The sequence below is a fragment of the Thalassospira lucentensis genome, from assembly GCF_032921865.1.
Taxonomy (GTDB): domain Bacteria; phylum Pseudomonadota; class Alphaproteobacteria; order Rhodospirillales; family Thalassospiraceae; genus Thalassospira; species Thalassospira lucentensis_A.
The window spans coordinates 2,026,996-2,046,543 of sequence record NZ_CP136684.1 but is presented as its reverse complement, the minus strand read 5'-3'; the positions used below and the strand labels follow the sequence as shown (position 1 = coordinate 2,046,543).

Sequence of the window (19,548 nt, the reverse complement as noted above, 5' to 3'; positions counted from 1 at the left end):
GAACAAAGGCCGGATCATTGATCCGGCCTTTTTCTATGCCCGTCCCAGATGTTGCAGGAAAACAAGCTTGTCCGGGTTCCGGTGAACAAAAATATCCACCACCGCACCGTCTTTCTGTGCAAATCCAACCGCGGAGACAAGGCTTTCGCCTTCATGCAGCAGCAGCCAGTAATCTGTTCCGTCAAACGCAATGCTTTCCACGGCGTTCTCGGCCTTTTTGCGCCAGACACCGGTAAAGAAGCGCGCAACCTTTTCCGCACCATAAATCGGATTTGCCGCCGCCGGGGCCTTGCCGCCACTATCGGAATGCATGATCACATTGGGTGCCAACTGCCCGATCAGGGCCTGCAAATCCCCGCCGATCAGGGCATCGACAAAGGCGGCAACCTGACCCTTATCAGCGGCCTCACTATCGGGAACCGGTGTCGGGTCGCGGTCATGTTCGCGGTTCACCTTGCGGCGCGCGCGAAACAGGATCTGGCGGGTATTGTTTTCGGTCCGCTCGATAACCGGGGCAATTTCCTCGTGTGACCAGTCAAAAACATCATGCAGGACAAGGGCAACCCGTTCGACCGGTCCCAAGCGTTCAAGCATCATCACATAGGCCTGCCCCAGGCCATCCCGTTCAATCAGGTTGTTTTCGGCTTCCGCCTCAATCACAGGCGCCCAGGGTTCGGGTAACCACTGCCCTACATAATTTTCACGCTGACGACGGGCCGATTTCAGAACATCAAGGCAGATATTGCTGCATACCCGCACCAGCCACGCCGTAGCATCGCGGATGTCATCCTTTGCTGTCGCCCGCCAGCGCAACCAGACATCCTGCACGGCATCTTCGGCATCGGCATGACTGCCCAGCATGCGATAGGCCAGGGCATGCAGCCGCCCGCGATGGGTTTCGAAAACCTGATCTGCCATGCGATCCCCGTCAAACACATGAAGCGATACGGGACAAGCCCGTATCGCCGATTTGGTGGTCATCCTGCCCGATAGGTCTGACGAAGCAAAGACCCTATCGGATCGGGGATTGCGATCAGGCAAACTCATGCTGCGCAATACCAAGACGGTTCCAGGCATTCATCGTTGAAATGATGCAGGTCAGCTCGGAAATGGCGTCTTTTTCGAAATGATCGACAAGGTTGCGATAGCTTTGCGAAATACGGTCCTGATCAACGGCCTCTGTCAGGCATTCGGCCCAGTCAAGTGCTGCCCGTTCGGCTTCGTCATACCCTTTGGCCGCACGCCAGACCGCCAGCATGGTCACCTTGATCGCATCACCGCCGTGATCGGCATGACTTTTCGAATGCATGCGCAGGCAATGCGAACATCCATTGATTTGCGACACCCGGCATTCCACCAGATCGCGCAGGACACGCGGAATCTGCGGGTTATCTTCAAGGCTGCTGGCAAGACCCAGCATCGCTTCAAAAATTTTCGGGCTCGATTTCGGAACGTCAAAACGGCTCATCATGTTTCTCCGTGATTGCAAACCGGGGGAAATCCCCTCTGCAATCAGGACGAAACAGCTTTGGCCTGTGTTACATATCCGGCCAAAAAACTTTATAACGCCCGAAATTCTACACGATGCGGGTCTTTTTCAGGGCTTCGACAACTTCTTCATGCATGACCCAATGCCAGTCTTCGCTGTTTTGCTGCGCACCATCGGCCAATGTGAAAACCGCTGCCAGATAATCGCTAACATCGGATTTGCAGGTCGGCAATTCGGCCGCTGCCGCAATCTTGCGGGCCAGTTTGCCGTATTTCTTGTTCCCGATCCGGGACCCGAAATGACCAATCGTATTTGCCAGTTGATTGCCCGTAATTTCCCGCCCCGGTGCCTTGGCATGGGCCCGAAGCATATCGCGTTCGCAACTGGATATCTCAATGGATTTAAGCGCACGGACATAATCATCAACGCGGCCAATATGCGGTCCGGTACGGTGGGTAATCTGGGTGGAATATGCACGTGTAACCGGGTTATCCCGGTGTGTCATGTTCAGCATGTTGTTTCCTCCCGAAGGAACAACCGGGTATGAACACCGCGCGCCGTGCCGGTTGACCCACGACACACATTATCGAAGTTCGGACTCTGCGGCCCGTTTGAACATTGGGTATATATGGGTCGGGCCATCGCAAAACGACAGCCCGACCGATGCGTTTTTTACGTAAAACGATAACCGGGTTTGGTGAAAACAAACTGCCCGACCCTCATGCCACCGCCGCCTTCGCGCTCGTCAAAGGCATTGATGCAGCCCGCCAGATAAAATTCCCACATCCGTTTAAACTCGGTGTCGTATTTTTCCGGGTCAAGCTGATCGGCAATCTCGCGGAACCGGTCGCGCCATGCGATCAGGGTTCGGGCATAGTTCAGTCCCGCGTGAAAGTGCGATGCTTCGACTTTAAGGTCGGCATTCTCGGCGGCTTCGATAACTTCGTGCACAGCCGGAATATATCCCCCCGGGAAGATATAACGATCAATCCAGGGCGATGTGAAATCCGGACGCGGCTTGATGATCGTATGAATCACCGCCCGTCCCCCGGCTTTCAGCAATTTGCCGACCTTCTCGAAATAGGTTTTGAACTGCGGCCGCCCGACATGTTCAAACATGCCAACCGAAACTACCCGGTCGTACTTGCCTTCATTCGCATCGGCAAACAGCCGATAATCCAGAAGATGATATCCAAGACCTTCGTGGAAGTTATCAGGCAGTTCCTCTTTGCGTTCCAGCGCCCAGTTATATTGCTCGGTCGAGAGCGTAATACCGTGCACCTCCGCCCCGGTCGTGCGCCGGATAAAGCGGCTAAGCCCGCCCCAGCCACAGCCAATATCAACCACCCGAAGATCGGGCTGATCGATCTTCAGACGCTGGGTCGTCAGGCTCATCTTGCGGTTTTGCGCTTCTTCCAGCGTCTGGGCACCATCATCCCAGAAGGCGCAGGAATACTGCATTTCCGGATCAAGAAACCGGGTATAAAGGTCATTGCCGATATCATAATGATGGCGCACGCGCCGTGACGCGGCCTTGACCGAGGTAAATTGCGCGATCTGGAATTTAAGCGCCTGCAGCTTTTCGATAAAAAGGCCAAATCCGTTTGCCGAATGGCCGCCTTCGAAATTAAGCCGCAAGACCCTGATCAGATCTTCCATCTCGCCGGAAACAACATCGAAACCGCCACGCATATAGGATTCGCCAAATCCCGGATCAGGACTTAGCGCCATTTTCAACGTGTCGCTCCAGTTCGGTACAGTCATTGTTGCCCTGGGATCGCTGCCATCCCCCAGAACAATCTCGTGTCTATCGTCCGCCCGGAATACCAGTGTTCCACGCGTGACATGTTCCCGGAAAAAATCGAGAACCTTTTTTTGTGTCCAGTCCAGTGTCATCGGGTACGTCATCTGCCGTCCTTTTTAAGCCGGAAATGCCATCGCCCCACGTAAAACCCGTTGCCGGATTTCACATAAGTACCGGACCCTAAATCAGGATCGTCTGGTCAATCGTTCGAAAAGGAAACGCGGAAACGGCTAGTCGACAGGCCGCGCACCCGCAGACAGTGAAAACAGAAAACTCAAAGCCGGGGCCGAACGATTCTGATTTAGGGTTCGGTACTCGAACCCCATGGATAATTCTGCCAGATTTTTTTGCAATCTCAAGAGGTAATAGCCAATGATCTCCTTGCGTGCACCTCGATAAAACCTTACATCTCGCGTCATACTGTACAGACGATTATCCACAGGCATATGCAAAACGCGACTGTCCTCTACCAAAGAAGGGCAAAGTGTATGGGCACTGCCAGAATGACTGAAAGAGGCTCCTGATGGGCTATAAAATCGCCGTTGTCGGCGCGACCGGAAATGTCGGGCGCGAGATGCTCAACACCCTTGAAGAACGTGCATTCCCGGCTGACGAAATTTTCGCACTCGCCTCCTCACGTTCGGTCGGCCGCGAACTGGATTACGGTGACAAGGAACTCAAGGTCCTGGATGCCGCAACCTTCGACTTTTCAAAGGTCGATATCGCGCTGTTCTCCGCCGGGAGCGCAACGGCCAAAACGCTTGCGCCCAAGGCTGCTGCCGCAGGCTGCGTTGTCATCGACAATTCCAGCTACTGGCGCATGGAACCGGGCGTACCGCTTGTCGTGCCCGAAGTAAATGGTGCCGCACTGGCTGGCTACGCCAAGAAAAACATCATCGCCAACCCGAACTGCTCGACCATTCAGATGGTCATGGCGCTTAAACCCCTGCATGACCTGCAACCGATCAAACGTGTTGTGGTGTCAACCTATCAGTCGGTTTCCGGTGCCGGTCGGTTGGCGATGGATGAGCTGTTCAACCAGACCAAGGGCATTTACGTCAACGATCTGCCGGTCAAGGAACAGTTCACCAAACAGATCGCCTTTAACGTCATCCCACATATCGACGAATTCATGGATGACGGTTCAACCCGCGAAGAATGGAAAATGACTGCCGAGACCCGCAAAATCCTTGATCCGGATATCGCGGTTCATGCGACCTGCGTTCGCGTTCCGGTCTTTGTCGGCCATGCCGAAGCGGTGAATATCGAATTCGAACAGCCGGTCACCGTCGAAGAAGCCCGTAAGGCAATGAAGGACTTCCCCGGCGTCTCCGTTGTCGATTACCGCCAGGACGAGGGATATGTCACCCCTCAGGAAGTCCAAGGCGAGGACAATGTTTTTGTCTCACGCGTGCGCAAGGACCCGACGGTTGAAAACGGTCTTTCGCTGTGGTGTGTTGGCGACAACCTGCGGAAAGGGGCCGCCCTTAACGCGGTCCAGATCGCCGAAATGCTGGTCGCGGAATATCTGCCAAAGAAATAATCGCAACCGCAATGAAGGTCTTCGAAACCCGCCGATCCCGGCGGGTTTCTTTTTGCCCGGATCATTCCCACTGGTCAGAGCCACAAAAAAACGATAGGGAATTTAGGATAGACTGATCAACGCACGCGCCATCAGTGTTGCGATCCATAAAGAAAAATAAATCGAGGACAGGGATGGTTAAACGAACACGCAAAGAAGCTGCAAGGCTTGACGAAGCCGCCCGCGCGGGCTGGCTGTATTACTGCGCTGGCAACACGCAGGACGAAATCGCCACCAAACTTGGTGTTTCGCGTCCGACCGCCCAGCGTCTGGTGTCTGCCGCCATTAGCGAAGGGCTGGTCAAGGTTCGCCTTGACCATCCGATTGCGCGCTGCATGGAACTGGCCGCTTCACTGTGCAAGGAATACGGCCTTGCCAATTGTGATGTGGTGCCGACCGATCCGGCCGCTCCCGATGCCATGTTTGGCATGACGCAGACGGCTGCGACCTATCTTGAACGCGTTCTGCAATCCCCTGATCCCAAGATCATCGCGGTGGGCACGGGACGCGCCATGCGTGGCATGGTCGACGAAGTTCAACGCGTCGATGCCCGCCATCACAAGATCGTATCGCTGGTCGGGACGATTGCCCATGACGGTGCGGCAAGTTTTTATGATGCGGTCACCGATCTGGCCGACCGGACCCGCGCGCCGCACTATCCCTTACCGATCCCGGTGATTGTCGAAAGTGCCAATGTGCGCGCCCAGATGCAGCAACAGCCACCCATGGATAACATCATGCATCTGGCAGCCAAGGCCGATGTGCGCTTTGTCGGGGTTGGTGATCTTGGCGCCGACGCACCGCTTTATATTGATGGCTTCATCAGCAAGGATGAATTGCGGTCGCTTCAAAAGAACGGCGGCATCGGCGAGGTCGTCAGTTGGTCATTCGATGAAAATGGCGTGATCCTTGACCATGATGTCAATCACCGCGTCACCAGTGCACCGATCCATATTCCGGCGCAAAATACGATTGCTGTCGCCAAGGGTGCGAAAAAAGTCGCCGCGATTCGCGGGGCGATGCGCGGCAAACTGATCACCACACTGATCACCGACGAAGCCACTGCCGAAGCTTTGCTGCGCGCATAACCGCCGCAAAACGCCTTTTGAATCAAGATAAAGAACAACCCCGTCAAAAGTTTTGGCGGGGTTTTATTGTTGCAGCGCAAAAACGATTTCGTTTGACAAACACCCCTCAAATTGAGTGAATGCTCATTACCTGAACAAATGATCAAACGGGCAAGATAATTTGCCCATCGGGTACACAGTCCTTTGGGAGGAACTATGAAACGCGTAACGGGAGCAGCGCTTTGCGCGCTGTTGGCAGGCGGTGTCGCATTCTCCGCCAATGCCGAAACAAAACTTACCATTGCTACCGTGAACAACGGTGACATGATCCGCATGCAGAAGCTGACGGATGACTTCACCTCCAAAAACCCCGACATTTCCCTTGAATGGGTTACGCTCGAAGAAAACACCCTGCGTCAGCGTGTCACCACCGACATCGCCACCAAGGGCGGTCAGTATGACATCATGACGATCGGCACCTACGAGGTTCCGATCTGGGCCGAAAAGGGCTGGCTGGCACCGCTCGATAACCTTGGTGCCGATTACGATACCGATGACATCATGCCCGCCATCCGTTCCGCCGTAAGCAACGATGGCAAGCTTTATGCGGCACCTTTCTATGCCGAAAGCTCGATGATGATGTACCGCACCGATCTGTTTGAAAAAGCAGGCATCACCATCAATGGTCGCCTGACCTGGGACCAGACGCTCGACATTGCCAAAAAGCTTCATGACCCGGATAACGGTGTTTATGGCATCTGCCTGCGCGGCAAGGCCGGCTGGGGCGAAAACATGGCGCTGATCACCACCATGGGCAATGCCTATGGCGCGCGCCTGTTTGACGAGAACTGGAACCCGACCTTCGACAGCGCCGAATGGAAAAACGCACTCGACATGTATGTCGAAATTCTCGGCAAATATGGTCCTCCGGGTGCAACCTCGAACGGCTTTAACGAAAACCTTTCGCTGTTCAACTCGGGCAAATGCGGCATGTGGATTGATGCAACCGTTGCAGCATCCTTTGTCAGCAACCCAAAAGAATCGACCGTTGCCGACAAGGTTGGCTTCACCGAAGCCCCATGTGCCGAAACCTGCACTGGTGCCAACTGGCTCTGGGCATGGAACCTTGGCATCCCGACCGGCTCCCAGAAAGTCGAAGCCGCCCAAAAATTCATCGCTTGGGCAACCTCGAAAGACTATCTGGAACTCGTAGCCTCCAAGGAAGGCTGGGCCAACGTTCCGCCGGGCACCCGTATGTCCCTGTACGAAAACCCGAAATATCTGGAAGCCGCACCGTTTGCTGACGAGACCCTTCTCGCCATCGACAGTGCCGATCCGATCAATTCGACCATGAAGCCGAAACCTTATGTCGGTGTTCAGTTTGCCGCTATCCCTGAATTCCAGGGTATCGGCACCACAGTAGGCCAGCAGTTCTCTGCCGCACTGGCCGGTTCCTCGACTGTTGAAGATGCGCTTGCAGCCGCTCAGTCAGGCACCGACCGTACCATGCGCAAGGCTGGTTACTACTGATGCATGACAGGCCAGTGCTCCGCTCCGTGCAATGAGTTCTGGCCTGTGCCTCCTTGACCTGATGAACTTGGGGTGGCGGCACTTCTGACCGCCACCCTCTTTCCATCCGGATCGAGGCAACAGGGACTTCAAACAGGGAGCACATCATGTCGACACGGTCCTCTACCCTGACCGGGCGCATTATGTCTGCACCGTCGATCATCGCGCTGTTCTTGTGGATGATCGTGCCGTTGGGCATGACAATTTATTTTTCATTCCTGCGTTACAACCTGCTCTCTCCTGGTATGGAAGAATGGGTCGGCACGCTGAACTATGAATTCTTCCTGACCGACCCGGCATTCTTTGCGTCGCTCGCCAATACGCTTCTGCTTGTCGGATCGGTACTTGTGATCACGGTGGTCGGCGGCGTTTTGCTGGGCCTGATGCTTGATCAGCCGATCTTTGGCCGCGGCATCCTGCGTCTGCTGGTGATTGCCCCCTTCTTTATCATGCCGACCGTGAATGCGCTGGTTTGGAAAAACCTTCTGATGCATCCGGTATCGGGCATGTTTGCCTGGATCGCGAACTCGCTTGGCTTCCAGTCCATCGACTGGTTTTCCGAGGCACCGCTGACCGCGATCATCATCATGGTGTCATGGCAATGGCTGCCCTTTGCCGTTCTGATCCTGCTGACCGCCCTTCAGTCGCTTGACCGCGATCAGAAGGAAGCCGCCCAGATGGATGGCGCCGGTCCAGTTTCGATTTTCTTCTATATCACGCTGCCCCATCTCAGCCGTGCGATCACGGTCGTCGTGCTGATCGAAACAATATTCCTGCTGACCGTCTTTGCCGAAATTTTCGTGACCACCGGTGGTGGCCCGGGTCTGGCAACGACGAACATTGCCTTCCTCGTCTATACGCAGGCTTTGCTGCAATACGACGTTGGCGGCGCATCGGCGGGCGGCATTGTTGCTGTCGTTCTGGCAAATATCGTGGCGATCTTCCTGATCCGCCTCATTGGCAAGAACCTGGACAGGTAAGGGACACGAGATGGAAAACAAACAAACACCCCTTGGCCATATCGGTTTCTCGATCTTTGCCTGGATTGTTGGCCTTCTGATCTTCTTCCCGATTTTCTGGATGGTCCTGACCAGCTTCAAGACCGAACTTGAAGCCGTATCGATGCCGCCAAGCTTCATTTCGTTCGACTGGACGCTGGAAAACTATGCCGAGGTTCAGGCACGCTCAGACTATTTCCGGTTTGCCATGAATTCGGTCATCCTGTCGGTCGGCTCAACTCTGGTGGGTCTGCTTTTCGCGGTGCCCTGCGCATGGGCCATGGCTTTCAACCCGACCAAACGGACCAAAGACGCCCTTCTCTGGATGCTGTCGACCAAGATGATGCCACCGGTCGGCGTGCTGGTACCGATCTATCTGGTGTTCCGCGACTGGGGCCTGCTTGATACCCGGTTCGGTTTGATCATGGTTCTGTTCCTGATGAACCTGCCGATCATGGTCTGGATGCTTTACACCTATTTCAAGGAAATCCCGAGCGACATCCTTGAAGCCGCCCGCATGGATGGCGCCACCCTGCCCAAGGAAATCATCTTTGTGCTGTTGCCAATGGCGGTGCCGGGCATTGCATCGACCATGCTGCTCAACATCATCCTGGCCTGGAACGAAGCTTTCTGGACCCTGAACCTGACCACCGCTGATGCCGCACCGCTGACCGCTTTCATTGCATCCTATTCCAGTCCGGAAGGGTTGTTCTGGTCCAAGCTTTCGGCGGCCTCGACGCTGGCGGTTGCTCCGATCCTTATCATCGGCTGGTTCTCGCAGAAACAGCTTGTTCGTGGCCTGACATTTGGCGCGGTCAAGTAACCGCTGCCTGATCGAAATTCAACAAGAAGGAACACCGAAATGGGTGCTATCCGACTGGAAAAAGTCAAGAAAACCTTCGGGACACTGGATGTTATTCCGGGTGTGGACCTTGACATCAATGATGGTGAATTCGTCGTCTTTGTCGGCCCGTCGGGCTGCGGCAAATCCACCCTTCTTCGCCTGATCGCCGGTCTTGAAGACGTTACCGACGGCAAGATCCTTATCAACGGGGTCGATGTCGCAAACGAGGCACCGGCAAAACGTGGCCTTTCGATGGTGTTTCAGTCCTATGCGCTTTACCCGCATATGACGGTCTATAACAACATCGCCTTTGGCCTGAAAATGGCTGGTGAAAGCAAGGCGGTCATCGATGAAAAAGTCCAGAACGCGGCCAAAATCCTGAACCTGACCGATTATCTGGAACGCCGCCCCGGCGCGCTTTCCGGGGGTCAGCGCCAGCGTGTCGCAATCGGTCGCGCGATTGTGCGCAACCCGGCCGCCTTCCTGTTTGATGAACCGCTCTCGAACCTTGATGCGGCCCTTCGCGTCAATATGCGCCTTGAAATCACCGGCCTTCATCAGGAACTGAAAACCACGATGATCTATGTGACTCACGATCAGGTCGAAGCCATGACCATGGCCGACAAGATCGTCGTGTTGCAGGCAGGCCGTGTCGAACAGGTCGGCAAGCCGATGGACCTTTATAACAATCCGGCCAACAAGTTTGTCGCGGGCTTCATCGGATCGCCGAAAATGAACTTCATCGGCGGCGATTACGCCAAAAAGCACGACTGCCACGAAATCGGCATTCGCCCCGAACATGTCGCGGTCAGCACCGAAAGCGGCGACCTTCCCGCAACCGTCAAGATTGCCGAACATCTTGGTGCCGAAACCTATCTGCACGTCAATGCAGAGGGCTTTGGCCCGATGACAGTGCGCGCAACCGGCGAAGTCCCGCTGGGCGAACATGACAAGATCTGGCTGACCCCGGAACAGGACCGCATCCATCGCTTTGACGCGAACGGCATCGCACTGGGCAAACTTTAAGAATTCCAAACAACCGGGCCGCATGCCCCACACGCCATGCGGCCCCGCCTTACCACCACAAGAATGTGAGACCAAAATGTACCTTAAGAAGTTCGATCTTACCGGACGCCGCGCCTATGTCACCGGGGGCGGTCGCGCAATTGGCCTGTCATGCTGCGAGGCACTGGCAGAAGCAGGCGCGCATGTCATTATCGGTGACATCAGCGAAGGTGTGGCCGAAGAAGGCCGTGATTACCTGAAGTCGAAGGGCTACACCGCCGATATCGACATCATGGACGTCACCAACACCGATCAGGTCCGTACCAGTGCCGAAAAAATGGCCCGTGAAGGCGGCGTTGACATTCTGGTCAACAATGCCGGTATCGCGCGTTCGGAAACCCCGGCTGAAACCGTGACCGACGAACATTGGCTTAACGTCATTGACGTCAACCTGAACGGCACCTTCTGGTGCTGCCGCGAATTTGGCAAACAGATGCTGGCCAAGAAAAACGGCGTGATCGTCAATGTCGGCTCCATGTCGGGCTTCATCGTGAACAAGCCGCAGGAACAGGCCTATTACAACGCATCCAAGGCCGCCGTGCATCATCTGACCAAATCGCTTGCCGCCGAATGGGGCGGGCGTGGTGTTCGTGTCAATGCTGTTGCACCGACCTATATCGCAACACCGCTAAATGAATTCGTGAAATCCAAGCCGGACATGTATGACGCCTGGATCAACGGCACCCCGATGGCCCGCCTTGGCCTGACCGAGGAAATCGGATCGGTCGTGCTGTTCCTGGCATCCGACGCGTCCAGCCTGATGACCGGCTCCATTGTCCTGGCTGATGGGGGTTATACCTGCTGGTAAGGCACAGGTAAAACTGTTGATCGCATTGTCCTGAAGCTTCTGCGATCAGGTCAGGACCGTGGTGGAACGGGGCGTGGTTGTGGGACCTACGCCCCGTTCACCTTTTTAGTCTTGATGCTGACCGGCCAGATACACCGAAAACGGATTGCACGGGACAACCACGACACCCGAAAGTCCCAAAAACCGCGCCAGTCGCGACAGATGCACCATCAGATCGCCCGCAACGGTGGCCGCATCACATCCCTCTTCCAGATGCGCGCTCTGCACCCGAAGAACCCCTTCCTGCCGATCCGCTTTCAGATCAACACGCGCAACAAATTTCCCATCCTGCATGAACGGCAGAACGTAATAGCCATATTGCCGTTTTTCCGCCGGGACATAAATTTCGATCCGGTAATTGAAACCGAAAATCCGTTCCACCCGGTCGCGTTCCCACATGATCGGATCAAACGGTACCATCAAGGCGGTTGGCTTCGCACGGCAGCGCGGATTGACATGCGGACACAAATATCCCGGCTGTTTCCAGCCCTCGACATCCGCCTGCAACAACGCGCCGTCTTCGACCATTTCGGCAACGCGTGCCTTGGCATCGTCGGTCGGCAGGCGGAAATATTTTCGAAGATCGGCTTCGGTCGCGATCCCCATCGCGGCAATCCCGTTGCGGATCAGGGCATGCTGGGCCTCTGCGCGCGGCATTGGCGGCTCAAGCGCCTCCGGCCCGATGATCCGTTCGGGCAGATCATAGACCCGCTCGAAACTGGTGCGCCGTTTGCGCGCCATCACCTGCCCGCTCCAGAACAGGAATTCCATCGCGGTTTTGGTTTTCGACCATCCCCACCATTTCGAACTCGATGCGCCTTCCTGTTCCAGATCACTGGCGGCAAGTGCCCCTTCCTTTTCGATCCGATCCAGAATGCTGCGCACAAATTCAGGATGATCACGGATCATTTTGGCGATCTGCCCCCAGGTGCCTTTGCCCTCGGCGGCATCCGCCATGCGCCAGCGATAAAGCCCGTAATCCTCAACCGGGATCATCGATGCCTCATGGCCCCAATATTCAAACAACCGCCGCTGCCGGGCGTTGCCCCAGCTCAGCTGATCAAGGTCCACCGGGTCATAAACGCCAAGCCGGGAAAAAACCGGCATGTAATGTGCGCGCGTCAGAACATTGACACTGTCGACCTGTAACATGCCGGTCTGGCGAATGGCTTTCATGATCCGGCGTTTGGTCACCGGGCGGCTATCGTCCTGATCAAACCCCTGTGCCGTCAGCGCCAGATTGCGCGCCTGTCGGGCGGATACGGAAATCGCGGCTTTGTCGTTAATCATGGTGGCCTTTGAAAAATCGCAAAGAAAAACAGTGTGATGGTATCATAACCTCCTGACAATTATGTCAGGAGGTTGCAGGAACATTTCGGTGGGTTGGATCGTTTCCTATGGCCGGTTTCTATTCCCTGCGGTTTCTATTCCCTGTGGCATCTATGTTTCTGCCATCTTTGATCCTGACCATGTTTTCAACCCGATGAAGCAACCAGACAGGCATCCATGGAACTCGAACAAATTCTGATCCTTGCCATTCTTGTCGGAACGGTCGTGATGTTCCTGTGGGGCCGCTGGCGTCATGACATGGTTGCGATGGCATCCCTGCTATGTTGCGTGGTCGCGGGGCTAGTGCCGGTTGATGGGGCCTTTCAGGGTTTCGGTCATCCGGCGGTGATCACGGTTGCCTGTATCCTGATCCTGTCATCGGCACTTCAGCAATCAGGCGCGGTCGATAACCTGACCCGTATGGTTCTACCGCAATCCGCCGGGCCGGTCGTCACCATGGCCGCCCTCAGCCTGCTGGCGGCCATCCTGTCGGCCTTCATGAACAATGTCGGCGCGCTGGCCCTTCTGATGCCCGTCGCCCTACAAATTGCCGCCAAACAGAACCTGCCGCCGGGCAAAATCCTGATGCCGCTCGCCTTCGGATCGATCCTGGGCGGCATGACCACCCTGATCGGGACCCCGCCCAACCTGATCGTCGCCGGTTTCCGCGCCGAGGCGGGCGAAGGCGGCTTTACGATGTTTGACTACACTCCGGTCGGGATTGTTGTGGCCGCCGCCGGTCTGATTTTCGTCATGGTGTTTGGCCGCTGGCTTGTCCCCACCCGCGAACGCGCCGGGGCAGAGGGCTTTGAAACCGGTTCCTACCTGACCGAGGCACGCATTGCCGCGGGCAGCAAGGCAATCGGCATGATGCTGCGCGATGTGAACCGCGAACTTGAAAAAGGCGACGCGCAGGTCATCGGGCTGATCCGGAATGAAAAACGCATCCCCGCCCCCAACCCGTATCGCGAACTGCATGAAAACGACATCCTGATCATCGAAGCCGACCCCGAAGCACTTGCCGTCGCTCTTTCCGCCCTTGATCTGAAACTCGAAGAAGAATTGCGCGACCTCGAAGCGCAGGAAAAAGAAGCTAAACAGCTCGAAAAAGCCGAAAAATCGAATGAAAAAGCCGATTCTAACGCAAAATCTGCAGCCACAGCCTCTTCAAAGGCCGAAAAACATGCAAAAACACCCGAAACAGATGCGGAAAACCCGGATAACAGCCGTCGTGCCGCGATCCAGTCCGATGATATCGCGCTCATGGAACTGGCGATTTTGCCGAACTCCGGCTTTATCGGCAGATCGGCAACCGACATCAATCTGCGCACCCGTTATGGCGTGAACCTGCTGGCCGTATCGCGACAGGGCCAACGCTCCATGGCGCGCCTTCGCACCATGTCGATGAAGGCCGGTGACGTCCTTCTGATGCAGGGACCACCCGCCGCCATTCAGGATTTCGCATCACGTCTTGGCTGTGTGCCGCTTGCCCAACGTTCGCTACGCATCCCGGATAATGCTCAGGCGCTAAAGGCATCGGCCATCATGGCCGCTGCCATCGGGGCTGCGGCATTCGGTGTCATGCCGGCCGCGGTTGCCTTTTCCATTGGGGTTCTGCTCGCCATGGTGACCCGCGTCGTCGCCCCGCGCAATGTCTATGACGCGGTTGACTGGCCGGTGATTGTCCTGCTCGCTGCCCTGATCCCGATAGCAACCGCCATGGAAACCACCGGTACGGCCGATCTTCTCGCCCGCTTCCTGTTAAACTGGGTCGCACAGGGAAACGCCATCATCGCCCTTGGCCTGATCCTGATCATCACCATGACGCTCTCGGATTTCATGAACAATGCCGCCACGGCGGCCGTCATGTGCCCGATTGCGATTGGCAGTGCCGGCCATCTGGACGTCAATCCCGACGCCTTCCTGATGGCGGTCGCCATCGGCGCATCCTGTGCCTTCCTGACCCCGATAGGCCATCAGAACAACACGCTGATCCTTGGCCCCGGCGGCTTCCGCTTTGGCGATTACTGGCGGCTCGGCCTGCCGATTGAAATCATCGTCGTTCTGGTCGGCGTGCCGATGTTGCTTTGGGTTTGGCCTCTGTAACAAAAAAAGGGCAGCTTTGGGCTGCCCTTTTTTAATTCAATTGCATGACAGCTTAGCTGTCAAAACCAAGGTTCGGTACCGCAAGGCCATTGGCACGACATGCCGAAATCAGGGTGTTGTTGAGCAAACACGCAATCGTCATCGGGCCGACACCACCCGGAACCGGGGTAATCGCCCCGGCGACTTTGGATGCGGTTTCGAACTCGACATCCCCAACCAGCTTCATTTTGCCTTCAGCACCTTCAACGCGGTTGATACCGACATCAATCACGGTGGCACCCGGCGCGATCCAGTCGCCCTTGATCATGTTCGGGCGGCCCACCGCGGCAACGACGATATCGGCACGACGGACTTCTTCGGGCAGGTCACGGGTGCGCGAATGCGCGATGGTCACCGTACAGCTTTCCTTCAGAAGCAACTGCGCCATCGGCTTGCCCACAATGTTGGACCGGCCAACAACCACCGCCCGCAGCCCGGAAAGATCACCAAGGGTATCTTTGAGCAGCATCAAGCAGCCATACGGCGTGCAGGGCGCAAACCCCTCGCCCCCGGTTGCCAGCGCCCCGGCATTGACGACATGAAAACCGTCAACATCCTTAGCCGGGTCAATCGCGGCAAGGATCGCCTGATCGTCGATATGTTTGGGCACAGGCAACTGGCACAGGATGCCATGAACCTTGGGATCGGCATTCAGCTTTGCGATCAGCGCCAGAAGCTCTTCCTGCGACGTATCAGCCGAAAGCTTGTGCTCATACGAATTCATGCCGCATTCGATGGTCTGCTTGCCCTTGTTGCGGACATAGACCTGGCTTGCCGGGTCTTCACCGACAAGAATAACCGCAAGGCCCGGCGTGACGCCGTGCGCATCTTTAAGCTTGGTCACTTCTGCTGCGATATCGCCGCGCAATTTGGCCGCGAATGCTTTGCCGTCGATGATTTTTGCGTCGCTCATATGTCTTGTCCGCCCGTCAGTTCATGAAGTTGCGCGATGAGTGCGTCCGGATCGCCTGAAATTTCCAGAACCTTGTTTCGGTCCGTATGCCCGGCAACAATTTCGACTGACGATTTAGGCCATTTGGCCGTTTTTGCCAAAAGCTTTATCAGGGCCATGTTCGCCTTGCCGTTTTCGGGCACAGCCGTAACCATTGCCCTGATCTGCTGCTGCCCGTTGCCATCAACGCCCACCCCGGCAATCGAATTTCGCGAAGCCTTTGGTGTCAGGCGCAAAAACAGCCGGATACCCGATCCATTCGCCAGCGTCTCGCAGAACGGTTTTTCCATCCCGCCGGTTTAGTAACCCATCACGGCTGCGCGCACGTCTGTCTGAATCAGCATGTTGGCGAATTGCAGGATCAGGATCAGGATGATCGGCGAAATATCGATCCCACCCAGATTCGGAATGATCCGGCGGATCGGTCGCAATGCCGGTTCGGTAATCCGGTACAGGAAATCGCCAACCATATAAACGAACCGGTTGCTGGAATTGATCACGTCAAATGCCACAAGCCATGAAAGGATTGCCGAAGCAATCAGCATGAAAATGTAGATACCAATAACGGTGTCAATAAGCCAAAAAATCGCCAGCATCGCCGCTCCTTCTCGCAGTCGGTCCAGATCGGGCCGATCTGATCGGAATTGTGTTAACACGCTGCAAAACCTAGTCGGCCTTGGCCCCGGGCGCAAGCACAGAGCGCCTAATTTGCGATGCTTTAATCAAGTTTTCCACATGATGTGACTTGCTTCACCAGACATCGCGCAGTTTTGGCTCCATCATTTCGCAAAAATGATCGGGCAAAGCCACCTTTCGACAGTTTCTGTCAGGAGAAATGTCAGGATAAAGTCATCAGGCTTGCCAGCCCCGCCGATCCCATCCAAAAATGCGCAGCCATCAAACGACAAAGAAGGATCGATCATGTCGGCCAACACGCTCCCCCGTTGTAAATGGGCCGAAACCCATCTCGACAAGCCGTTTTACGTCGACTACCACGATCAGGAATGGGGCGTTCCGGTCCATGATGACCGGCATTTTTTCGAAATGCTGATCCTCGAAGGCGCGCAGGCGGGTTTAAGCTGGCTGACGATCCTTGCACGGCGCGACACCTATCGCGCGGCTTACGATAATTTCGATGTCCAGAAGATCGCGAAATATGACGAAGCCAAACAACAATCGCTTTTGGCCGATCCGGGCATCATCCGCAACCGGGCCAAGGTCGCGGCAAGCATCCTTAATGCCAACGCCTTCATCGAAATCCAGAAGGAATTTGGCAGTTTTGATGCCTATATCTGGGATTTCATTGGCGGCAAACAGGTCATCAACCACTGGAAAGCCATGTCTGACGTGCCCGTATCCACCGCACTTAGCGATGCCCTGTCCAAGGACCTCAAAAAACGCGGCATGAAGTTTGTCGGCACCACGATCATGTATTCCTTCATGCAGGCCACCGGCCTGGTGATGGATCACACCACCGATTGTCACTGTTATCATGTACTGAACAACAAATAGCCATCTGTTCTGCTCACCCATTGCCTGCTATAGGCTTGGTATGACAAAAGTAATGCATATCATCAATGGATTGGATGCTGGCGGCGCAGAAAGCGTTCTTGCTAGGATAGTTGCACATAACGCCAACTCTACCGAACTTCGGCAGGTCGTTATATCATTGATGAACGAAGGTGTGTACGGAGCAGACATTCGCGCAACCGGGACAAGATTGTATACCCTCGGCCTGTGCCGGGGCGTTTCGGGACTTCCAGCCGGAATAATAAAGCTCACTAGGATCATGCGCTCCGAGAAGCCCGATGCCGTCATGTCGTGGCTCTATCATTCCGATTTCATAACAACAGTTGCGACTTTTTTTTCGGGTGTGGGCCTGCGGCGACTGGCATGGAACATCCGCTGTGCGGAAATGGACCTCAAACAATACGGAGAATCAACAAGATTGGTTTTCAAGTGCCTTGGGGCGATGTCGTCCTTTCCAGCAATTGTCGCAGTAAATTCCCGTGCGGGCAAAAAACATCATGCCAAGAACGGATATAAACCGAAACTTTGGGCGTATTTACCAAACGGCTTTGACTGCGATGAGTGGAAACCAGACAATACCCTGAGAAATACTCTGCGGAGCGAATTGCAGGTCCGAAGGGAGACCTCCTTGATCGGAATGGTTGCACGAAAGGACCCGGCGAAAGACCATTCGACATTGTTCAAGGCATTGGAAATCTGCTCGCAACGGGGCCGCGATATTCACCTTGTCCTCGTTGGTAGAGAAACAGAATCATTGCCCATTCCTTTCGCGATCCATAAGAATGTGACCGCGTTAGGTTTACGGCGCGATGTGGCAAAAATCGTTCCCGGTTTTGATATTGCCGTTCTATCATCAACTTTCGGTGAAGGTTTCCCGAACGTTGTTGGAGAAGCTATGGCATGCGGGGTCCCTGTAGTCGGAAATGATGTTGGTGATGTTGCAGAAATCGTTGGCGATACGGGAAAAACTGTCCCGCTGGCATCAGCTGGAAAAATGGCCGACGCCATTTGCGAACTGCTTGATGAACCTAACGAGGCAAAACAGGCGCGTCGCGCTGCGGCTCGCCAACGCATACTCGAACACTATAGTTTGCAGTCAATGAATACAAACTATCGCTCTCTATGGAATGCACTGGCCGCGAAACAAGACTTTTCGGATCTGGATTTACTCGGCTGATTTCTAGGGGATCAAACTTGATCCGCGGACAAGCAGGCTGGTTTCAAGAACGCGGCTGTCGCTTTCCGCCTCGCCAAGCGCCATTTCGGCCGCCAGCCGCCCCTTTTCAACGGAATCCTGTCGGATGCTCGATAATGGCGGGTCGGTGCGTTCGCCCTCCGCAATACCATCAAAGCCGATGACCTTAAGATCATCGGGGACTTTGCGGCCACTTGCGCGCGCGCCATCAAGTGCACCGATGGCAATCACATCGGACATCGCAAGAACACCGTCGATTTCCGGGTGATGACGCAACATGGTTTCGACCATTTCGGCACTGTGCGATGACATGTTTTCGCATTCGATATGGACGATATCCTCAATCGCGATCCCGGCCTTTTTAAGGGCCGCGTGATACCCGCCAAGCCGCTCGCGCACCACACGGTGGCTGACCGCCCCTCGGCGTTTGGCATTCATCGGGCCGAAATTTTCCGCCTTATTGGCCTGCAGGGACAGGATGGCAAACCTGCGCGAACCACAATCGATCAAATGCTGGGCCGCCATTTGCGCCCCGGCAAAATCATCAAGCACCACGGTGCCCGCCGCCCCGGCAATATCGGTATCGATGCAGACCAGTGGCTGGTTGCGGCGCTGAATGGCGGAAATGATGTCGTTATCGTCGGAATAACAATGCACCAGAAACGCATCGACGGCGGCATTGTTGATCGCGGTAATCGCCTGTTCGGGGTTTTCGGCCGAAATGATCATCATATTGACCGCCTGCCGGGCACATTCCCGCCCGACACCGCGCAGAAGTTCAATCGCCACCGGGTCGCTGAAGGCATATTCAAGGTTATCGGGAAACACCACGCCAAGCGCCCCGGCCTTGCCGGTCCGCAACATGCGCGCCATCACATGCGGCCCGCGATAGCCAAGCTCCCTGGCAACTTCCAGAATGCGCTCCCGGACTTCCTTGCGTACCAAATCCGGCTTGCCAAAGGCATTTGATGCCGTGCCCTGCGATACCCCGGCTGCCTTGGCCACATCCAGAAGACGTACCCGTTTTGCCATCCTTGCGATGTCTCCCCTTTATTCACCCCGGCTTTCGGATTAACCGGTCATCCCGTGACATTTTTTTGAATCGGTTCATCCCGATATTGACAGAACCCCT

20 protein-coding genes are annotated in these 19,548 nt (G+C 55.5%); 10 read left to right on the top strand and 10 right to left on the bottom strand.

Annotation, left to right across the window (positions count from 1 at the left end; genetic code table 11):
- Window positions 1-33: 33 nt before the first annotated feature.
- From sigJ to R1T41_RS10035, 4 genes are all read right to left on the bottom strand, one after another.
- Window positions 34-918 carry an RNA polymerase sigma factor SigJ gene (gene sigJ, locus R1T41_RS10050; RefSeq protein ID WP_317341441.1) on the bottom strand — a complete coding sequence of 295 codons (885 nt, stop codon included), beginning with the start codon at window positions 916-918 and terminating at the stop codon, window positions 34-36.
- A gap of 115 nt (window positions 919-1,033) precedes the next feature.
- Window positions 1,034-1,468, bottom strand: coding sequence for a carboxymuconolactone decarboxylase family protein (locus R1T41_RS10045; RefSeq protein ID WP_062951626.1), 435 nt, complete (start codon window positions 1,466-1,468; stop codon window positions 1,034-1,036).
- A 109-nt stretch (window positions 1,469-1,577) separates the two neighbouring features.
- Entirely contained in the window at window positions 1,578-2,003 is a 426-nt protein-coding gene (locus R1T41_RS10040) for a hypothetical protein (RefSeq protein ID WP_062951627.1), read from the bottom strand.
- 158 nt (window positions 2,004-2,161) lie between these two features.
- Window positions 2,162-3,397: an SAM-dependent methyltransferase gene (locus R1T41_RS10035; RefSeq protein WP_231858241.1), complete on the bottom strand. Its 1,236-nt coding sequence runs from the start codon at window positions 3,395-3,397 to the stop codon at window positions 2,162-2,164.
- A gap of 419 nt (window positions 3,398-3,816) precedes the next feature.
- Between R1T41_RS10035 and R1T41_RS10030 the strand changes: the two genes are divergently transcribed.
- The 7 genes from R1T41_RS10030 to R1T41_RS10000 all read left to right on the top strand — a co-directional run bounded on the left by R1T41_RS10030 (window position 3,817) and on the right by R1T41_RS10000 (window position 11,226).
- Complete coding sequence (locus R1T41_RS10030; RefSeq protein ID WP_297010897.1) at window positions 3,817-4,836, top strand: aspartate-semialdehyde dehydrogenase; 1,020 nt, start codon at window positions 3,817-3,819, stop codon at window positions 4,834-4,836.
- Between the two features lie 173 nt (window positions 4,837-5,009).
- Window positions 5,010-5,963: a sugar-binding transcriptional regulator gene (locus tag R1T41_RS10025; RefSeq protein WP_062958804.1), complete on the top strand. Its 954-nt coding sequence runs from the start codon at window positions 5,010-5,012 to the stop codon at window positions 5,961-5,963.
- A gap of 195 nt (window positions 5,964-6,158) precedes the next feature.
- Window positions 6,159-7,472: an ABC transporter substrate-binding protein gene (locus tag R1T41_RS10020; RefSeq protein WP_062951630.1), complete on the top strand. Its 1,314-nt coding sequence runs from the start codon at window positions 6,159-6,161 to the stop codon at window positions 7,470-7,472.
- A gap of 146 nt (window positions 7,473-7,618) precedes the next feature.
- On the top strand, window positions 7,619-8,491 hold the full coding sequence (locus tag R1T41_RS10015) for a carbohydrate ABC transporter permease (RefSeq protein WP_062951631.1): 873 nt from the start codon (window positions 7,619-7,621) through the stop codon (window positions 8,489-8,491).
- A gap of 10 nt (window positions 8,492-8,501) precedes the next feature.
- The gene (locus R1T41_RS10010) at window positions 8,502-9,332 is read left to right on the top strand and encodes a carbohydrate ABC transporter permease (protein WP_097051322.1); all 831 of its coding nucleotides are present in this window, start codon (window positions 8,502-8,504) and stop codon (window positions 9,330-9,332) included.
- A gap of 39 nt (window positions 9,333-9,371) precedes the next feature.
- Window positions 9,372-10,379, top strand: a complete 1,008-nt coding sequence (locus R1T41_RS10005; protein ID WP_062951633.1) for an ABC transporter ATP-binding protein — start codon at window positions 9,372-9,374, stop codon at window positions 10,377-10,379.
- A 76-nt stretch (window positions 10,380-10,455) separates the two neighbouring features.
- A complete protein-coding gene (locus tag R1T41_RS10000; RefSeq protein WP_062958805.1) occupies window positions 10,456-11,226 on the top strand; it encodes an SDR family NAD(P)-dependent oxidoreductase in 771 nt (256 codons plus the stop codon).
- Between the two features lie 105 nt (window positions 11,227-11,331).
- Here R1T41_RS10000 and R1T41_RS09995 read toward each other — a convergent pair whose 3' ends face one another.
- Window positions 11,332-12,555, bottom strand: coding sequence for a winged helix-turn-helix domain-containing protein (locus tag R1T41_RS09995; RefSeq protein ID WP_317341440.1), 1,224 nt, complete (start codon window positions 12,553-12,555; stop codon window positions 11,332-11,334).
- A 216-nt stretch (window positions 12,556-12,771) separates the two neighbouring features.
- Here R1T41_RS09995 and R1T41_RS09990 point away from each other — a divergent pair, with 216 nt between their 5' ends.
- Window positions 12,772-14,700 carry an SLC13 family permease gene (locus R1T41_RS09990; RefSeq protein ID WP_317341439.1) on the top strand — a complete coding sequence of 643 codons (1,929 nt, stop codon included), beginning with the start codon at window positions 12,772-12,774 and terminating at the stop codon, window positions 14,698-14,700.
- Window positions 14,701-14,752: 52 nt separating this feature from the next.
- On the opposite strand, the gene folD is transcribed toward R1T41_RS09990, so the two are convergent.
- The 4 genes from folD to R1T41_RS09970 all read right to left on the bottom strand — a co-directional run bounded on the left by folD (window position 14,753) and on the right by R1T41_RS09970 (window position 16,623).
- Entirely contained in the window at window positions 14,753-15,652 is a 900-nt protein-coding gene (gene folD, locus R1T41_RS09985) for a bifunctional methylenetetrahydrofolate dehydrogenase/methenyltetrahydrofolate cyclohydrolase FolD (RefSeq protein ID WP_317341438.1), read from the bottom strand.
- Window positions 15,649-15,981 carry a DUF167 family protein gene (locus R1T41_RS09980; protein WP_317341437.1) on the bottom strand — a complete coding sequence of 111 codons (333 nt, stop codon included), beginning with the start codon at window positions 15,979-15,981 and terminating at the stop codon, window positions 15,649-15,651. Before R1T41_RS09980 ends, folD begins: the two co-directional genes overlap by 4 nt.
- A gap of 9 nt (window positions 15,982-15,990) precedes the next feature.
- Window positions 15,991-16,287 carry a YggT family protein gene (locus tag R1T41_RS09975; RefSeq protein WP_062951638.1) on the bottom strand — a complete coding sequence of 99 codons (297 nt, stop codon included), beginning with the start codon at window positions 16,285-16,287 and terminating at the stop codon, window positions 15,991-15,993.
- A gap of 183 nt (window positions 16,288-16,470) precedes the next feature.
- Window positions 16,471-16,623, bottom strand: a complete 153-nt coding sequence (locus R1T41_RS09970) for a hypothetical protein (protein ID WP_317341436.1) — start codon at window positions 16,621-16,623, stop codon at window positions 16,471-16,473.
- On the opposite strand from R1T41_RS09970, the gene R1T41_RS09965 reads away from it, so the two are divergent.
- Both R1T41_RS09965 and R1T41_RS09960 read left to right on the top strand, forming a co-directional pair.
- A complete protein-coding gene (locus R1T41_RS09965; protein WP_317341435.1) occupies window positions 16,613-17,203 on the top strand; it encodes a DNA-3-methyladenine glycosylase I in 591 nt (196 codons plus the stop codon). The two genes, R1T41_RS09970 and R1T41_RS09965, sit on opposite strands and share 11 nt — an antisense overlap.
- A 52-nt stretch (window positions 17,204-17,255) precedes the next feature.
- On the top strand, window positions 17,256-18,398 hold the full coding sequence (locus tag R1T41_RS09960) for a glycosyltransferase (protein WP_317341434.1): 1,143 nt from the start codon (window positions 17,256-17,258) through the stop codon (window positions 18,396-18,398).
- Window positions 18,399-18,401: 3 nt separating this feature from the next.
- Here R1T41_RS09960 and R1T41_RS09955 read toward each other — a convergent pair whose 3' ends face one another.
- Complete coding sequence (locus tag R1T41_RS09955) at window positions 18,402-19,448, bottom strand: LacI family DNA-binding transcriptional regulator (protein WP_317341433.1); 1,047 nt, start codon at window positions 19,446-19,448, stop codon at window positions 18,402-18,404.
- Between the last annotated feature and the right edge of the window lie 100 nt (window positions 19,449-19,548).

Excerpts from the sequence above, each read along its gene's own strand:
- sigJ (WP_317341441.1), bottom strand. The coding sequence starts at position 918 with ATGGCAGATCAGGTTTTCGAAACCCATCGCGGGCGGCTGCATGCCCTG.
- R1T41_RS10045 (WP_062951626.1), bottom strand. The coding sequence starts at position 1,468 with ATGAGCCGTTTTGACGTTCCGAAATCGAGCCCGAAAATTTTTGAAGCG.
- R1T41_RS10040 (WP_062951627.1), bottom strand. The coding sequence starts at position 2,003 with ATGCTGAACATGACACACCGGGATAACCCGGTTACACGTGCATATTCC.
- R1T41_RS10035 (WP_231858241.1), bottom strand. The coding sequence starts at position 3,397 with ATGACGTACCCGATGACACTGGACTGGACACAAAAAAAGGTTCTCGAT.
- R1T41_RS10030 (WP_297010897.1), top strand. The coding sequence starts at position 3,817 with ATGGGCTATAAAATCGCCGTTGTCGGCGCGACCGGAAATGTCGGGCGC.
- R1T41_RS10025 (WP_062958804.1), top strand. The coding sequence starts at position 5,010 with ATGGTTAAACGAACACGCAAAGAAGCTGCAAGGCTTGACGAAGCCGCC.
- R1T41_RS10020 (WP_062951630.1), top strand. The coding sequence starts at position 6,159 with ATGAAACGCGTAACGGGAGCAGCGCTTTGCGCGCTGTTGGCAGGCGGT.
- R1T41_RS10015 (WP_062951631.1), top strand. The coding sequence starts at position 7,619 with ATGTCGACACGGTCCTCTACCCTGACCGGGCGCATTATGTCTGCACCG.
- R1T41_RS10010 (WP_097051322.1), top strand. The coding sequence starts at position 8,502 with ATGGAAAACAAACAAACACCCCTTGGCCATATCGGTTTCTCGATCTTT.
- R1T41_RS10005 (WP_062951633.1), top strand. The coding sequence starts at position 9,372 with ATGGGTGCTATCCGACTGGAAAAAGTCAAGAAAACCTTCGGGACACTG.
- R1T41_RS10000 (WP_062958805.1), top strand. The coding sequence starts at position 10,456 with ATGTACCTTAAGAAGTTCGATCTTACCGGACGCCGCGCCTATGTCACC.
- R1T41_RS09995 (WP_317341440.1), bottom strand. The coding sequence starts at position 12,555 with ATGATTAACGACAAAGCCGCGATTTCCGTATCCGCCCGACAGGCGCGC.
- R1T41_RS09990 (WP_317341439.1), top strand. The coding sequence starts at position 12,772 with ATGGAACTCGAACAAATTCTGATCCTTGCCATTCTTGTCGGAACGGTC.
- folD (WP_317341438.1), bottom strand. The coding sequence starts at position 15,652 with ATGAGCGACGCAAAAATCATCGACGGCAAAGCATTCGCGGCCAAATTG.
- R1T41_RS09980 (WP_317341437.1), bottom strand. The coding sequence starts at position 15,981 with ATGGAAAAACCGTTCTGCGAGACGCTGGCGAATGGATCGGGTATCCGG.
- R1T41_RS09975 (WP_062951638.1), bottom strand. The coding sequence starts at position 16,287 with ATGCTGGCGATTTTTTGGCTTATTGACACCGTTATTGGTATCTACATT.
- R1T41_RS09965 (WP_317341435.1), top strand. The coding sequence starts at position 16,613 with ATGTCGGCCAACACGCTCCCCCGTTGTAAATGGGCCGAAACCCATCTC.
- R1T41_RS09960 (WP_317341434.1), top strand. The coding sequence starts at position 17,256 with ATGCATATCATCAATGGATTGGATGCTGGCGGCGCAGAAAGCGTTCTT.
- R1T41_RS09955 (WP_317341433.1), bottom strand. The coding sequence starts at position 19,448 with ATGGCAAAACGGGTACGTCTTCTGGATGTGGCCAAGGCAGCCGGGGTA.